Source organism: Bradyrhizobium sp. P3_C3, from assembly GCF_056402655.1.
The window spans coordinates 265,701-280,100 of sequence record NZ_JBFUGY010000013.1; the positions used below are offsets into that span (position 1 = coordinate 265,701).

Genomic DNA, 14,400 nt, shown 5'->3' on the forward strand with positions numbered 1-14,400 from the left:
ACACATGAACAAGCCCGTCCAGCCGATGTCGTCATTGTCGCTGAAGTTGCCGAAGGCAGATCGTTCGATCGAGACCTACCGGCTCGCGGCGTCGCGAACGTTCCCCGCGAAGCTCGAAGGACCTTTGAACCGCATCGCGTTCTCGGCCGTGCACACGGTTGTCGATCCCTTTGCGGACAACGATCCCTGGCTCTCCGCCGCAGTCGACTGGGACAAGACCATCGCCTTCCGCGAGCACGTCTGGGACCTCGGCCTCGGCGTCGCCGAAGCCATGGACACCGCGCAGCGCGGCATGGGGTTGGACTGGCCGACTTCGCTGGAGCTGATCACCCGCTCGGTCGGCGCCGCCAAGCGGCGCAACGCGCTGGTGTTCTCCGGCGCGGGTACGGATCATCTTGCGGTCGAGGATGCCAAGAGCCTCGACGACGTCATTCGCGCCTATGAGGAGCAGCTCTCGGCCGTCGAGAAGGTCGGCGGCCGCATCATCCTGATGGCGTCGCGTGCTCTCGCAAAACTCGGCCGCAGCGCCGACGATTACGCCAAGGTCTACAACCGCGTGCTGTCGCAGGTCCGCGAGCCCGTGATCATCCACTGGCTCGGCGATATGTTCGATCCCGCTCTGACCGGATATTGGGGCACCAAGGACCTCGACAAGGCGATGGACGTTGCGGTGGCCATCATCAACAACAACGCTGCCAAGGTTGATGGCGTCAAGGTCTCGCTGCTCGACAAGCAGCGTGAGATCGACATGCGCAGGCGCCTGGACAAGCGCATCAAGATGTACACCGGCGACGATTTCAACTACGCGGAGCTGATCGCCGGCGACGACCAGGGCTTTTCGCACGCGCTGCTCGGCATCTTCGACGCGATCGCGCCGGCTGCCTCTTATGCGTTGTCACGCCTCGCGGCAGGCGACGAGGCCGGCTTCCACGACGTGCTGGGGCCGACCGTGCCGCTGTCACGCCACATCTTCAAGGCGCCGACGCGCTTCTACAAGACCGGCGTCGTCTTCATGGCGTATCTCAACGGCCACCAGGATCATTTCACCATGGTCGGGGGCCAGGAGAGCGCGCGCTCGATGCTGCATCTGGCCGAGCTGTTCCGTCTTGCCGATCAGGCCGGCCTGCTCGCTAATCCGGAACTGGCGACACAGCGGATGAAGACCGTGCTGGCCTCGCACGGACTGGACTCCTGATGCGCGATTTCTCGTCCGACCATCGCTGGCTGTCCCTCAACACGGCGACGGTCCGCAAGCAGGGTGACCTCGTCGAGATCATCGACGCCTGTGCGAAGCACGGCATCCGCGCCATCGATCCCTGGCGCGACCAGGTCGCTTCCGTCGGTCTCGATCGCGCCGCGCGCGCGGTGCGCGAGGCCGGCCTCGAGCTGTCGGGCTATTGCCGTGGCGGCATGTTCACCTCGGACGCATCGCGTCGCGGCGAAGTGCGCGACGACAACCGCCGCTGTGTCGACGAAGCCAAGGCGCTGGGCGCGCCCTGCATCGTTCTCGTCGTTGGCGGCCTGCCGCAATATTCGCGGCCGGGCAGCGAGGCGTCGAAGGATATCGCGGGAGCGCGCGGGCAGGTCGAGGAAGCGCTTGCCGACATGCTCGACTACGCCAAACAGGCAAAACTGCCGCTGGCGATCGAGCCGCTCCATCCGGCCTATGCAGCCGACCGCGCTTGCGTGAACACGACGAAACAGGCGCTCGACATCTGCGATCGGCTCGACCCCGGCCGCAGCGGCATGCTTGGCGTCGCGCTCGACGTCTACCACATCTGGTGGGATCCGGAGCTGATGGCCCAGATCGCCCGCGCCGGCAAGGATCGCCTGCTCGCGTTCCATGTCTGCGACTGGCTGGTGCCGACCAGGGACATCCTCAACGACCGCGGCATGATGGGCGACGGCGTCATCGACATCCAATCGGCGCGCGCCGCGGTCGAGGCGCAGGGTTTTGCCGGCTATTCGGAGATCGAGATCTTCTCCAACGACTGGTGGAGCAAGCCGATGGACGAGGTGCTGCGCACGTGCATTACGCGGCACAGGACGGTGGTCTAGCTCCCACGCGCGCGCTGTTCTCACGGGCTTGCGACTTGTTGCCGCGTGTTGAAGCACGCCTTCCGCTTGACGGCACCGAAGCGGTGGGCTCGAGCGAATTCAGCGAGCCGGTTGGAGTACCACCAACGAGAGGTGGACAGCCGTCAGCTTTCAGGCAGAATGATATCATCCCGATGCCGCAGCCTCGCCACGGTCTGCGCCAGATCGGATGCGGTAATGAGTGGCATCAACGATCGGCAGGCACGGCGGATGTACCCACGCCTGATGATCTTGGATGGCCCCGACGCGCAATCGTCGGGGCCATTGTTGTGATCGGCGGGGCAACGCTAGCGACTTTTGCCGGAGGCCCCGGCGTGTTCCAGCCCCAGGCCATTCTATTACGGCGATAAGGAGAGACCGCCCGAAGGCGGTCTTGCAGTCCAATGTGCCGGGCCAAAATAGTTTCGGGATCAAACCTTGTCCGGCCCAGTCTGATCGCCAGCTAACCACTATCGCGGGAAGGCCGCTGACAATTAAGATTTCAGTCCTGAAATGGAATGCACCTGCGACTTAGGAACCCGTCGTCCGAGGCGAGTCTTGGTGCGTGCCTGCGTACAGCGCTGGCCGAAGGGGCTGCGGCGCTGAGAGCTCGACTAGCTCTCAGGGTTGGAGCTGCTCACGTCGGTGAAAAGTCAGACGATTGCGCTATCATCGATTGACCGTCAAACACCGGACTATCACTCGTCAATTCAATCTGCGAAATTGTGACAACATAAATGCGCTTGTAAACAAGCTGGCGCGAAGGGAGGTTCGCAGTGGAGGCAGTGGAGAGAGTGCAGCGCTTGCGTGCGATGGGTTCGCTGTGCCGCCAACAGGCCGCGTACAACAGCATGAACAAATGGAAGCTGCTCGCAGAAGCAGAATACTGGGACCACCTGGCCGATCTTGAGTTGTCTGCTCACTCCCAGCAATGCAACGCCATCAGCTCGGATGAGAAAGAGCCGCCTCAAGCGATCCCAACCGCGAATGAAGCTGGACCGAAGACGATTTCCGTCGCGTGAGGTCAAGACGAGGCGGTTGTTTGCATTCCGTGCCACCGCACTTCTCGCAGAGAGAAGCGGCCCGGACACGCATGTTCTGGTCGAACTGTGGAGCAGGGCGATGATGGCACCCCGCGTCGCTCGGCCGCTGCTCGAATTGCAACGAGAGAATGCGACGCTGCCGTCACGGGCCTGCGAGCTGTTGCAGCGTGTTGAAGCGCGCCTTCTGCTCGCTGCTCAGCGTGGCATAGAACTCGTCCAGGGCGGGCTCGACCAGCTTGGCGGCCTGAAGCATGGCCTCGAGCCGGTGCTGCATCGCCCCCAGCCGTCCGACCGGCGTCAGCGGTACATCGTTCGGACAGGCCGCCTGTAGGCCCTCAACGCCCTTCGCCGTCGCTTCGCCGAGGCGGTCGAGCGCTTCCTTCTGCTTGCCCGCGGGGTGGAGCACAGCCTCGATCCTCTGGATCGGCAACTGGGTCAGGCCGGACTTCGGATCGCCGCAGCCTTCGGCACTGGCTTCCTGGGCATTGGCTTCCTGCTGCCGAGGCGAGCGGTCGCCGATGTTGGGGCCGAGCGCGTTGAAGCGGGCCTGCTGCTCGTCACTGAGCGAGTTGTAGAAAGTCTCCAGTGCCGGTCGCACGATCTTGACCGCATCCAGTGTCGCGCTGACGCGGTTCATCATCGCCCGCAAGCGGCCAGGCGGCGTCAGTGCATAAGTCTCCGCACAGGAGTCCTTGAACACACCGGCGGCGTTGGCGGCCGCGGTCTTCAACGCCTCGAGCAGCGCACGTTGCTCCGCCGTCGGCCGCACCGCCCGCGTGATATCGTCAAGCGGCCAAGCGGTGACGCCCTTGTCCGGTGTGCCGCATAATTGCTGCAGCGTTTGCGGGCTCACGCTGGCGCGCTGGCGCGCGCGGGTGCCGCCGCCGGCTTGCGGATAGTCATTCGGGTTGGTGCTGGCATAGGCGGAATAGGGACTGTCATCGCCCCAGAACACGGTGTCGACGAAGTTGTCATACGCGTACGCCCAATAGCCGGGCTCGTAGGCATAGGACCAGAACGTGTAGTCAAAAATGTCGGAATAGGCGTAAGGCCAGAACACGGGCCCAAGCCATGCCACGAACACCGCGGGATGGCGGTGTCGCCAGGCCTTCCGGGGAGCCCAGCCGCTGTGGCGGGCGACGAGGGCCGCCTGGGTTTGCGCAGTCGCCCGCTCGCGGAAGTGCGCGGCAAACCGCCCGCGCGCGGCGGCAGCCGCTGCGGCTGTTGCAGCGGGGGCCTGCGGTCCCAGCCTCTGCTGGCGCGCCAGATCGATTTGCTGCGCCCGTTGCTCGTGCTGCAGCAGACGGTTCTGCGCCTGCAGTGCGCGTTCTTGTGTGCGTTGCGCGCGTGCGCCTTCCGGTTTTTGCGACTGCAGGGTCTGCACACGCTGCTGGAGGCGATCGATGCGGGGCTGGCGCTCCGTGGTCTGGCGCGACAGCACCTCGCGCTGTCGCTGCTCGACGTGCTGCTCACGCTGTTGGACGCGCTGCTCGCGCTCCAGCAGCCTGTTCTGCGACTGCAGCAACCGCTGCTGCTCGCGTTGCGCTCTTGCGCCTTCCGGCTTTTGCGACTGCAATGTTTGCACACGCTGCTGCAAGTGGTCGATGCGGCCCTGGCGTTCCGAGGCTTGGCGCGACAGCGTCTCGCGCGGCTGTTCCCGCCGCTCGCTCACGGTCGGCGGCGCGCCGGGGTGTGAGGGGGCGGCAATATGCGGCGTCGGCGGCGGTGCCATCGCCGGACGTTGCGGTGCTGCCGGAGCGCGGTGGAATTCAGGTCGCGGTGCCGCCACGTGCGGGGCAGCTCGCTGCGGCGGTGCCGCGAAGTGCGGGGCCGGGCGCGGCGGCGGGGAGGCCATGCGAGGCGCCGGATTCGGCGCCATGGCCGGCCGCTGCGGCATGGCCGGGGGATGAAATGCCGGCGCGGCAGGACGCGCCATCGCAGGTGGCGCCGCCGGTCGGGCCATCGCGGGCGGCGCTGCCGGTCGGGCAGCCGCTCCCGGTGGTCCACCCCGACCATGATGGTCCTGGGCGGACGCACCGACGCTCGCCGCGAGCATCGAGGCACCGACCAAAAACGCCGAAAGGCACACGGCACGCGGAAGCATGATCGCAACTCCACGCTCGTCCCAGTCGCCCGGAACCGTTCAACGCGCAGGTGGCGAAATCGTTCGTTGTTGACTGCCAGCGGCCTTGCGGTCTTCCGACGCAGGCAGAGCTCAGGCGAAATCCTGCGTCAGGGTGGCAGCGATTCTCTCCAAGGCCCAATCAACCTGGTCACTGGTAATCACCAGCGGCGGGGCGAAGCGGATCGTGTGCTCGTGGGTATCCTTGGCGAGGATGCCTTCGGTCTGCAGAGCTTCACAGTAGCGGCGCGCACGGCCGGCTTCAGGGTTGAGCTCGACCGCCAGCATCAGCCCGCGTCCGCGCACGTCGCGCACCGTGTTGGCGCGGATGCTTCGGAGGCCTTTCAGGAAGCGCTCACCTTGCACCGCAGCGTTCTCGATCATCCCTTCCTCGACGAGAACGCGGAGCGCCGCGCGCGCCACCGCGCAGGCGAGCGGATTGCCACCGAATGTTGAGCCATGCTGACCTGGTTTCAGCGTGCCGAGGACCTCGTTGTTGGAAAGCACGGCCGAGACGGGATAGAAACCGCCGGACAAGGCTTTGCCGAGCAGCGTCACATCAGCCTCGATACCCTCGTGCTGTTCCGCAAGCAGCTTGCCGGTGCGGCCGAGTCCAGTCTGGATCTCGTCGAGGATCAGCATCACGTCGTGCGCCGTGCAGAGCTCGCGCACCCCGGTGAAATAGCCTGCCGGTGGAATGATGACTCCGGCTTCGCCCTGGATGGGTTCGACCAGGAAGGCGACGGTGTTCGGCGTGATGGCCTCTTCAAGCGCGGCGAGATCGCCGAAGGGAATGATTTTGAAGCCCGGCGCGAAGGGGCCAAAATGTTCACGCGTGGCCGCGTCGGTCGAGAAACCGACGATGCCGAGCGTGCGTCCATGGAAATTGTTGGCGCACACGATGATCTCGGCTTGCCCGTCGGGCACCCCCTTCACCTCATAGCCCCATTTGCGCACGGACTTGATCGCGCTCTCAACGGCTTCGGCTCCGCTATTCATCGGCAGCACCTTGTGAGAGCCGGTGAGTTCCGCGATCTCCTCGTAGAAGGGAGCGAGCTGGTCGTTGTGGAATGCGCGCGAGGTCAGGGTCAATCGGCCGGCCTGCTCGACCATGGCGGCCAGGATTTTCGGGTGGCAATGGCCCTGGTTGACCGCCGAATAGGCGGAGAGGCAATCCAGATATCGGTTGCCCTGGGTGTCCCAAACGAAAACGCCTTCGCCGCGCGACAGGACAACGCCAAGCGGCTCGTAATTGCGGGCGCCGAAGCGCGCCTCCCTCGAGATGAAATCAGCGACTGGCGGACTACTCATTCGTCACTCCAGCTCACGTGTCTCACGCATTCTAACAGATAATGCGTGGCTCGTTCGAAACGATGCCCGCGGGCCTCAACCTATGGAGCAGGGCACGCTCAGGAAGCCGCGGAACCGCACCCGTCCGCCCCGCACCGGATGGCCGCTCACGGCATAGTTCGGGAAGCGCGCCAGGAAGCGCGAGATCGCGATCGCGCCTTCGAGCCGCGCCAGCGCCATGCCGGCGCATTGATGCGCGCCGGTGGCGAAGGCGAGATGCCGGTTCGGCGTGCGTGCGATGTCAAAGCGTTCGGGCTCCGGAAACTGGGCGGGATCGCGGTTGGCCGCCCCGATGCACAGCGTCACCGACGTGCCGGCGTCGAGCATGACGCCGCCGAGCTCGATCTTCTCTGTCGTCATGCGGTTGCCGAGCTGGTTCGAGCTCTCGTAGCGCAGCATCTCCTCGACGGCAGTCTTGATCATGTCGGAGTTTTCGATCAGCCGCCGCTTCTGGTCCGGATTCTGGTGCAGCGCGACGAGGCCGTTGCCGATCAGATTGGTGGTGGTCTCGTGCCCAGCGTTGAGCAGGAAGATGCAGTTGTGCAGCAGCTCCTTCTCCGTCAGCCGCTCGCCGTTTTCCTCGCCGTTGCCTTCTCCCTGGATCAGGCGCGTCAGCACGTCACGCTCGGGATTGCCCGGCTTTTGACGCCTGCGCGCGACCAGGGTTTCGAGATAGGCGAGGAAGTCCTTCACCGCCTTGTTGCCGCGCGCAGCCACTTCGGGCGACACCACCGGCTCGAGCGCACCGAGGATCGCAAGCGACCAGTCGCGCAGCGGCTCGCGTTCGTCGTGGGGAACGTCGAGCAGATTGCCGATCACTTCGATGGGGATCGACGCGGCGAAGTCGTCGATCAGCTCGCAAGCCCCCTTGGCGGCGATGGCATCGAGCAGGCCGTCGACCAGCTTGACGATATCAGGCTCCATCCCCGCGATCGCGCGCGGCGACAGCGCGCCCATGATCAGGCGGCGCACGCGGGTGTGGGCAGGCGGGTCGTTGAAGACGAGGCTCGTGGTGTGGTGCTCGTAGAGCGGGGTGTCGCCGTATTTCGGCGCGAACTCGCGCTTCTTGTCCGAACTGAACGACTTTGTGTTCTTGTAGGTGGTGACGAGATCGTCATAGCGGGTCAGGAACACAGTGCCGTTGGGGAGGCGCTTGACCGGCTCGTTTTCCCGCAGTGCACGATAAGTCGGGTAGGGATCGTCGTAGAATTCGGGTGTCAGCTTCTCCAGATCGAAATTGGCCGCCAGTTCTTTCGCACTTGCGTTCATCGCCGCCATACTCGCCGGTTGAGACCGATATGCTGTTTTCGCTCTTTCGAGCGGCTCGGCTCACCGTCTACAGTCGTGTCGTGATTTGCAAGCCGACCGGACAGGAAAATGCACGCCCGCGCTGACGCTGCTGACACGGCCCCGAATTGGCCCGACGATATTTTCGCGACATTGCAACGCTTCGACGTCCGGCAGGTGCCTTACGTGCCCGATGCCGGTCATTCGAAGCTGATCCAGCGCGTGCTGGCCTCATCCTCGATGCGCGGCATTCCGCTGACGACGGAGGAGGAGGGTGTCGCGCTCCTGGCCGGGGCCTGGACGGGCGGACAACGTGGCGTGCTGCTGATGCAGTCGAGCGGGGTCGGCAATTGCATCAACATGCTGTCGCTGATCCCGATCCTGCGCTTTCCGTTCCTCACGCTCGTGACCATGCGCGGCGAGTGGGGCGAGTTCAATCCATGGCAGGTGCCGATGGGATCGACCACGCAGGGCGTGTTCGAACTCTCGGGCGTCCAGGTGCTGCGCGCGTCCAATGCGGCCGAGGTGCCGGCGGTGATGGAGGCGGCCGCAGCGCAGGCCTACAACGCGCTCACGCCCACCGCCGTCCTGCTGTCGCAGCGCCTGATCGGCGCCAAGGTTTTCACCAAATGAGCAAGGCCAATCTCCTCGACCGCCGCCAGGTGGTGTCCACCCTGCTTGCGAACCGCAAGGACGTCGTTGCGATCGGCGGCCTCGGGGCCTCCACCAACGACATGTGTGCCGCCGGCGACCACGCGCGCAACTTCTACCTCTGGGGCGGCATGGGCGGCGCGGCGATGATCGGGCTTGGCCTGGCGCTGGCGCAACCAAAACTGCCGGTACTGGTCATCACCGGCGACGGCGAGATGCTGATGGGGATGGGGAGCCTTGCCACCATCGGCCTGCAGAAGCCGTCCAACCTCTCGATCGTGGTGCTCGACAACGAGGCCTATGGCGAGACCGGTGGCCAGACCAGCCACACCTCCGCGGCTGCCGACCTCGTCGGCGTCGCCAGGGCCTGCGGCATCGGGGACGCCCGCGCGATCTCGACCATGGCCGAGGTCGAGGCCTTCGCCAAAGCCGTCCACAACGTCTCGGCGGGGCCGCGATTTGCCAATGTGAAGATCGATAGCGCCAGCCTGGACCGGATTCTCCCAGTCCGGGACGGGACTTACATCGTCAACCGGATCCGTGGCGATCTCGGCTTCCAGCCGATCTAGCCCTGCTTGGCTCCGTCCTGAGCAACGTTCCGGGCCCTCCGGGCGGGGAAGTGTGGCCATTTTCCAACAAGTTTGCACCCACGTAGGTTGCGTCGCAGCATTCTGCTTGACTTTTGCGTGGGTGAGTGCTTACTCACTAACATGAGCTCACTGCGAATGACGAGCGACCTGAGGCGTCAATTGATCCTCGGTGCCGCAAAACGCTGCTTTGCCCGACACGGCTATACCGGCACCACGACCAAGAGCGTGGCGGCCGCCGCTGCCATTTCCGAGGCGCTGCTGTTCAAGCATTTTCCGTCCAAGGCGGCGCTCTACGCCGAGATCCTCAGCGACGAGTGCGAAGCCGATCCGGCACTGACGGACCTGCTCGAGCGGGAGCCCTCGACGGCCACGCTGGTCGAGTTGATCCGCGGCATGGTCCAGCATTTCCTCCACATCGCCGACGGGCCTGATCAGGAAGAGGCGCAGCGCCTGCGACTGATGGCCACCAGCCATCTGGATGACGGCGAATTCGCCCGTCTGCTATATGCCAAGATCGAGAAGCTGATCGGGGCGGTCTTCCTCGCCTCGCTCGAGCGCGCGGTTGCCAGCGGTGACGCGCGGCCGTTCAGCGGTGATCCGCTCAACCTGTTCTGGTTCGCGCATCATTCGGTGATGATGGCTGCGCTGACCAGGCTGCCGGCCACGCCCTGCCTCGTCTACGGCAAGGCGAACGATCTGGAGCGGCAGCTCTGTGAGTTTCTCCTGAGGGGTATCGGACTTAACGACGCCGCAATTGCTTCGCATTTGGGCCGCGATCAGGCCGCGGATGCGGGCAAGACGGCGATTGCAGAAAGCGCATGACATGAACATCGTAACCGAACACAAGATTTCGGGCGAACCGATCGACACCAAGGCTCCCAAGCGTCCGGTTAGGCCGGTGCTGTGGTTCATCATCGTCGGCACGCTCTTGGGCGTGCTCGTTGGCGGCCTCGTCTGGTTCAATTACTTCCGCGGCCAGATGATCAAGCAGTTCTTCGCCAACAACAAGCCGCCGCCGACCGCGGTCAGCGCGGCCGAGGCGAAGTCCGAGGTGGTCCCGAACCTGCTCACCGCAGTCGGCGGCCTTGCCGCCGTGCACCAGGTCGACGTCAGCGCCGACGTCAACGGCCGCGTCACCGAGATCAAGTTCGAGCCAGGTACGCATGTCGATTCCGGCACGCCGCTGGTGCAGTTCTTCGACATGCCGGAGCAGGGCGACCTCGCCAACTACAAGGCGCAGGCAACCGTCGCACAGCTCTCGCTCGACCGCGCCAAGCAGCTGGCATCGCGCCAGTTCGGCCCGCAGGCGACCGTCGATAACGCGCAGGCCGCCTACGATCAGGCGCTGGCCGGCATCGCCAAGACCGAGGCGGTGATCTCGCAGAAGCTGGTGCGTGCGCCGTTCTCCGGCGATCTCGGCGTCCGCAAGGTCGAAGTCGGCCAGTACCTGACGGCCGGCACGGCGATCGTCTCGCTGACCGATCTGTCGGAGCTGTGGGCCAACTTCACGGTGACCGAAAAGGACTCGGGCAACCTCAAGGTCGGCCAGCCGGTCCGGCTCAAGGTCGACGCCTACCCCGGCCGCACCTTCGATGCCAAGATCACCACGATCGAGCCGCAGGTCGCGGCCGACACCCGCAACATCCGCGTGCAGGCGACGGTCGCCAATCCGGAGAAGATCCTGAAGCCGGGCATGTTCGTGACCACGACGGTGGTGCTGCCGGCGAAGCCGGCCGTGATCACCGTGCCGGAAACGGCGGTCGATTACACGCTGTACGGCGACTCCGTGTTCGTGATCACCGAGAAGAAGGAAGAGGACGGCAAGACCAGCCTCTCCGCAGTGCGCACGTTCGTGCAGACCGGCAGCCGGGTCGACGGTCGCGTCGAAATCATCAAGGGCGTGAAGGTGGGCGACAAGGTCGTCGCTGTCGGCCAGCTCAAGCTGCAATCGGGCGCCCCAGTTGCGATCTCGACCGATCCGGCGCCGCAGATCCCGGCGCAGCCGCCGCGCTACTGATCCAATACATCCAGGTGATCCGGCCTCGCCGGGTCACTTTTCTTGAGACAAAGAAATCGAGATCGCCGCGATGCGCTTTACCGATATTTTCATCAAGCGACCGGTCCTGTCGGTCGTCGTCAGTCTGCTGATCCTGCTGATCGGCCTGCGCGCGGCGATGGTGCTGCCGATCCGGCAATATCCGAAGCTGTCGAACACGGTCATCAACATCACGACCGTCTATCCCGGCGCGTCCGCAGACCTGATCCAGGGCTTCATCACGACGCCGATCGAGCAGGCGGTCGCCTCGGCCGAAGGCGTCGACTACATGACCTCGTCCTCGGTGCTCGGCACCTCGACGATCCAGGTCTACATCAAGCTGAACTTCGATCCGAACCAGGCGCTCACCGAGGTGCTCGCCAAGACCAACTCGGTCAAGTACCTGATTCCAAAGGAATCCAACGACCCGATCGTCACCAAGACCACCGGCCAGACCACGGCCGTGATGTATCTCGGCTTCTCCTCCGAGGAGCTGTCGGGCTCGGCGATATCAGACTATCTGACGCGTGTGGTGCAGCCGGTGCTGTCGACGGTCGACGGCGTGGCCTCGGCCGACATTCTGGGCGGCCAGACCTTTGCGATGCGGCTGTGGCTCGATCCCATGAAGATGGCCGGCCGCAACGTGTCGCCGGCCGATGTCGCCGCCGCGATCGCCGCCAACAACTTCCAGTCAGCAGCGGGGCAGACCAAGGGCTATCTGATCGTTTCCAACATCTCGACGAACACCAGCCTGACTGACGTCAACCAGTTCAGGAAGATGATCGTAAAGGCCAAGGACGGCGGCTTTGTGCGGATGGAGGACATCGCCACAGTCGAACTCGCCGCCCAAAGCACGGATGCCAGCGTCGCCTTCAATGGCGAGCATGCGATCTTCATTGGCGTGAACGCGACGCCGCAGGGCAACCCGCTGACGCTGGTCAAGGGCGTGCGCGCACTGTTCCCCGAACTCGAGCGCAATCTTCCGCCGTCGATGAAGATGAAGGTCGCCTACGACTCGACCAAGTTCATCCAGTCTTCGATCGACGAGGTGGAGAAGACGCTGGGTGAAGCCGTGATCATCGTGATCGTGGTCATCTTCCTGTTCCTGGCCTCGCTCCGTTCGGTCATCATTCCCGTCGTCACCATTCCGCTGTCGATGATCGGCGTCTGCACCTTGATGCTGGCGTTGGGTTTCAGCTTCAACCTTCTGACCCTGCTCGCGATGGTGCTCGCGATCGGCCTCGTGGTCGACGACGCCATTGTCGTGGTGGAGAACATCCATCGCCATCTGGAGGAGGGGAAGACGCCGGTTCAGTCGGCGCTGGAAGGCGCGCGCGAAATCGTTGGGCCGGTCATCTCCATGACCATCACGCTCGCGGCGGTGTACGCGCCGATCGGCTTCCTCGGCGGCCTGACCGGTTCGCTGTTCCGCGAATTCGCCTTTACGCTCGCGGGCTCGGTGATCGTGTCAGGTGTGATCGCGCTGACGCTGTCGCCGATGATGTGCTCTATTCTGCTCAAGAATACCGAAGAGGGCCGCTTCGCCAAGCTGGTCAACAAGGTGTTCGGCGCTTTGACGCGCTGGTATGGGCGCAGGCTCGACCGCTCGCTCGATTACAAGGCGATCACCGGTCTGTTCGCGGTGACGATCCTCGGGCTGGTCGGCTTCCTCTACATGCACACCTCGAAGGAGCTGGCGCCTGAGGAGGACCAGGGCATCGTGTTCGCGGTGACCAAGGCGCCGAAATACGCCAACATCGACTATGTCGATTTCTACGGCGAGAAGCTCGACGAGAAATTCCAGAAGTTCCCCGAAACCGATCTGCGCTTCGTGCTGAACGGCATCAACGGCCCGCAGGGCGGCATCGCCGGCATGCTGCTGAAGTCGTGGGACGAGCGCAAGCGCTCGTCGATCCAGTTGAAGCCGCTGGTGCAGGCCGAGCTTTCCAAGATCGAGGGCGTGCAGGCTTTCGCGTTCAACCTGCCGCCGTTGCCGGGTGGCCCCGGCGGTCTGCCGGTTCAGATGGTGATCAATTCCACCGCGGGCTTCCAGACGGTCTATGAGCAGATGGAGAAGCTGAAGGACGCCGCGCGCAAGAGCGGCATGTTCATCGTCTCCGACAGCGACCTCGCCTACAACCAGCCGAACGTGGAGGTCACGATCGACCGCACCAAGGCGCAGGATCTCGGCGTTAACATGCAGAACCTCGGCTCTACGCTCGCGGTGCTGCTCGGTGGCAACTACATCAACCGCTTCAATCTGGAGGGCCGGTCCTACCAGGTGATCCCACAGGTGCCGCGCAGCAGCCGGCTCTCGCCGGAATCGCTCGGCGGCTATTATGTGACGACCAACACGGGCCAGCAGCTCCCGCTGTCGACCGTGGTCTCGGTCAGGACCAAGACTGATCCGAATTCGCTGACGCATTACAATCAGCTCAATTCGGCGACGTTCTCGGCTGTGCCGATGCCCGGCGTGACGGTCGGATCGGCGGTCGACTTCCTCGAAGGCGAGGCCAAGAAGCTGCCGGCCGGCTTCAGCCACGATTATCTCGCGGACTCCAGGCAATACGTGCAGGAGGGCAACCAGCTTGCGATCACCTTCGGTTTTGCGTTGATCATCATCTTCCTGGTGCTGGCGGCGCAGTTCGAGAGCCTGCGTGACCCGTTCGTGATCATGATCTCGGTGCCGATGGCGATCGTGGGTGCGCTGATCCCGCTGTTCTTCGGCATGGCGACCATGAACATCTACACCCAGGTCGGTCTGCTGACCCTGGTCGGCCTGATCACCAAGCACGGCATCCTGATGGTGGAGTTCGCCAACGAGCTCCAGGTCAACGAGCGGCTCGACCGCCGCTCGGCCATCGAGATGTCGGCCCGCATTCGTCTGCGGCCGATCCTGATGACCACGGCCGCGATGGTGACCGGCCTGATCCCGCTCCTGACTGCGTCCGGCGCGGGCGCGGCCAGCCGCTTCTCGATCGGTCTCGTGGTGGTCGCCGGCATGTCGATCGGCACGCTGTTCACGCTGTTCGTGCTGCCCGCGGTCTACGTCGTGCTGGCAACCGACCACCGCGCGGCGGCCGATTCCGAGCGGAACAAGGAGGTCAACGATCTCGACCTCAATTCCAAGGCGCTGCGACCGACCTGAGCCGCAGGTCAGCGAACCAGAGGGCGGCAGCGGCATCCGTTGCCGCCCTTTTCCTTTGTCCCGCAGCCTGCGTAGGCCGTCAGGCTTACGGGGGAGTC

At 64.4% G+C, this 14,400-nt stretch carries 11 protein-coding genes; 8 read left to right on the forward strand and 3 right to left on the reverse strand.

Features of this window, described 5'->3' with window-relative positions:
* Positions 1 to 4 precede the first annotated feature (4 nt).
* The 3 genes from AC1DW2_RS17485 (at position 5) to AC1DW2_RS17495 (ending at position 3,098) form a co-directional block, all read left to right on the forward strand.
* The gene (locus tag AC1DW2_RS17485; RefSeq protein ID WP_477006731.1) at positions 5 to 1,195 is read left to right on the forward strand and encodes a dihydrodipicolinate synthase family protein; all 1,191 of its coding nucleotides are present in this window, start codon (positions 5 to 7) and stop codon (positions 1,193 to 1,195) included.
* Positions 1,195 to 2,058, forward strand: coding sequence for a sugar phosphate isomerase/epimerase family protein (locus tag AC1DW2_RS17490; protein WP_477006732.1), 864 nt, complete (start codon positions 1,195 to 1,197; stop codon positions 2,056 to 2,058). Before AC1DW2_RS17485 ends, AC1DW2_RS17490 begins: the two co-directional genes overlap by 1 nt.
* 794 nt (positions 2,059 to 2,852) lie before the next feature.
* Entirely contained in the window at positions 2,853 to 3,098 is a 246-nt protein-coding gene (locus tag AC1DW2_RS17495) for a hypothetical protein (RefSeq protein ID WP_477006733.1), read from the forward strand.
* Positions 3,099 to 3,261: 163 nt separating this feature from the next.
* Here AC1DW2_RS17495 and AC1DW2_RS17500 read toward each other — a convergent pair whose 3' ends face one another.
* The 3 genes from AC1DW2_RS17500 to AC1DW2_RS17510 form a co-directional block, all read right to left on the reverse strand.
* Complete coding sequence (locus tag AC1DW2_RS17500) at positions 3,262 to 4,851, reverse strand: Spy/CpxP family protein refolding chaperone (protein ID WP_477006734.1); 1,590 nt, start codon at positions 4,849 to 4,851, stop codon at positions 3,262 to 3,264.
* Positions 4,852 to 5,334: 483 nt separating this feature from the next.
* Positions 5,335 to 6,552, reverse strand: coding sequence for an ornithine--oxo-acid transaminase (rocD, locus tag AC1DW2_RS17505; RefSeq protein WP_166350836.1), 1,218 nt, complete (start codon positions 6,550 to 6,552; stop codon positions 5,335 to 5,337).
* Positions 6,553 to 6,627: 75 nt separating this feature from the next.
* Positions 6,628 to 7,860 carry a cytochrome P450 gene (locus AC1DW2_RS17510; protein WP_477006735.1) on the reverse strand — a complete coding sequence of 411 codons (1,233 nt, stop codon included), beginning with the start codon at positions 7,858 to 7,860 and terminating at the stop codon, positions 6,628 to 6,630.
* Between the two features lie 108 nt (positions 7,861 to 7,968).
* Between AC1DW2_RS17510 and AC1DW2_RS17515 the strand changes: the two genes are divergently transcribed.
* From AC1DW2_RS17515 to AC1DW2_RS17535, 5 genes are all read left to right on the forward strand, one after another.
* Positions 7,969 to 8,511, forward strand: a complete 543-nt coding sequence (locus tag AC1DW2_RS17515) for a phosphonopyruvate decarboxylase (protein WP_477006736.1) — start codon at positions 7,969 to 7,971, stop codon at positions 8,509 to 8,511.
* Complete coding sequence (locus AC1DW2_RS17520) at positions 8,508 to 9,098, forward strand: thiamine pyrophosphate-dependent enzyme (protein ID WP_354238224.1); 591 nt, start codon at positions 8,508 to 8,510, stop codon at positions 9,096 to 9,098. Before AC1DW2_RS17515 ends, AC1DW2_RS17520 begins: the two co-directional genes overlap by 4 nt.
* Positions 9,099 to 9,239: 141 nt before the next feature.
* Positions 9,240 to 9,941 (forward strand): TetR/AcrR family transcriptional regulator, encoded by a 702-nt coding sequence (locus AC1DW2_RS17525; RefSeq protein WP_085404399.1) that lies wholly within the window; start codon positions 9,240 to 9,242, stop codon positions 9,939 to 9,941.
* 1 nt (position 9,942) lies between these two features.
* On the forward strand, positions 9,943 to 11,136 hold the full coding sequence (locus AC1DW2_RS17530) for an efflux RND transporter periplasmic adaptor subunit (RefSeq protein WP_085404398.1): 1,194 nt from the start codon (positions 9,943 to 9,945) through the stop codon (positions 11,134 to 11,136).
* Positions 11,137 to 11,206: 70 nt separating this feature from the next.
* Positions 11,207 to 14,302 (forward strand): MexW/MexI family multidrug efflux RND transporter permease subunit, encoded by a 3,096-nt coding sequence (locus AC1DW2_RS17535; protein WP_071915899.1) that lies wholly within the window; start codon positions 11,207 to 11,209, stop codon positions 14,300 to 14,302.
* Positions 14,303 to 14,400: the final 98 nt, after the last annotated feature.

Coding starts and splice junctions, on each gene's coding strand:
- AC1DW2_RS17485 (WP_477006731.1), top strand. CDS start 5: ATGAACAAGCCCGTCCAGCCGATGTCGTCATTGTCGCTGAAGTTGCCG.
- AC1DW2_RS17490 (WP_477006732.1), top strand. CDS start 1,195: ATGCGCGATTTCTCGTCCGACCATCGCTGGCTGTCCCTCAACACGGCG.
- AC1DW2_RS17500 (WP_477006734.1), bottom strand. CDS start 4,851: ATGGCACCGCCGCCGACGCCGCATATTGCCGCCCCCTCACACCCCGGC.
- rocD (WP_166350836.1), bottom strand. CDS start 6,552: ATGAGTAGTCCGCCAGTCGCTGATTTCATCTCGAGGGAGGCGCGCTTC.
- AC1DW2_RS17510 (WP_477006735.1), bottom strand. CDS start 7,860: ATGAACGCAAGTGCGAAAGAACTGGCGGCCAATTTCGATCTGGAGAAG.
- AC1DW2_RS17515 (WP_477006736.1), top strand. CDS start 7,969: ATGCACGCCCGCGCTGACGCTGCTGACACGGCCCCGAATTGGCCCGAC.
- AC1DW2_RS17520 (WP_354238224.1), top strand. CDS start 8,508: ATGAGCAAGGCCAATCTCCTCGACCGCCGCCAGGTGGTGTCCACCCTG.
- AC1DW2_RS17525 (WP_085404399.1), top strand. CDS start 9,240: ATGAGCTCACTGCGAATGACGAGCGACCTGAGGCGTCAATTGATCCTC.
- AC1DW2_RS17530 (WP_085404398.1), top strand. CDS start 9,943: ATGAACATCGTAACCGAACACAAGATTTCGGGCGAACCGATCGACACC.
- AC1DW2_RS17535 (WP_071915899.1), top strand. CDS start 11,207: ATGCGCTTTACCGATATTTTCATCAAGCGACCGGTCCTGTCGGTCGTC.